Consider the following 917-nt stretch of genomic DNA (forward strand, 5'->3'; position numbering starts at 1 on the left):
GTCAAATAGTCCTTTAATGCCTTTCCCCTAAGCGAGTGGTAATCAAGCCGGTACACATACCGCTCGCCATCTTTCCGAACAAAGCGGTTTCGGAACAGTCCCGGCTTCTCCAAATGCAGCCCTTGGACAGAAAGACCGGATGCCCACTTCTCGTCCTTCCGGAAGTTCCAAGCAAACGATAAGCGCGTGCGGTATTCGTACTCTTTTTCGTTCATGCCCCTTACCCCTCTCCCCCTGATAAAATACGGCGACCATTCTCCAGCATTTCACTAAGCCGTTCCATTTCTGCTTCGACCGTCGAGCGACCTTGAGCCGTAATCGCGTAAAGCTTTCGCCGGGAGTCCTCATCCTGTCCCGGCAGGTTCTCGATCAGGCTCTTCTTCGTTAGAGTCGATAACGCCGTGTATAGCGTTCCAGGGCCGATCTTTACCCGGCCTCCACTCATCCTTTCGGTTTCCTGCATGATGGCGTATCCGTGAGCCGGTTCTTTGCAGAGAACGATCAAGATGTAATAGAAAGCCTCTGTCAACGGCATCAGCTCTYTCATTTCGCTCCCCCCTCGTCAAAGTTATATCCACTCTTGATATATCGTATAGTGATATAATAATCCTCAATGTATCGACTGTCAATATAGTTTTGGTACATGGCTAAGTCAATGTTGGTTTAAATAACAGTCTACATATGCATAAAGCAGGATCGACAAAGCTCATAATGGAGAACCCTATGTCTTCTTGTCCTTATCGGGAATCCATATAACTTCTTGACCTCTGGAAAGGACAAGAAGTTATATCCTTAAAACGAAAAAACCGCGCTGGGCGCGGATGCTTATGCATATATGTTCTTGTCCTCCTTCACTGCAGCCGCCTTTCATACTACCGGACACACGGATGTAGCCGAGATCCAGGACGCTTATCAAC

At 48.1% G+C, this 917-nt stretch carries 2 protein-coding genes; both read right to left on the reverse strand.

The features are described from left to right. A partial coding sequence (locus tag AC1DUA_RS39230) for a hypothetical protein (RefSeq protein ID WP_477504823.1) occupies window positions 1–215 on the reverse strand: 215 nt, incomplete at its 3' end. Window positions 216–220: 5 nt separating this feature from the next. Further along, entirely contained in the window at window positions 221–547 is a 327-nt protein-coding gene (locus AC1DUA_RS39235; RefSeq protein ID WP_477504824.1) for a PadR family transcriptional regulator, read from the reverse strand. Between the last annotated feature and the right edge of the window lie 370 nt (window positions 548–917).

Source organism: Paenibacillus sp. 01T422 (assembly GCF_056398785.1).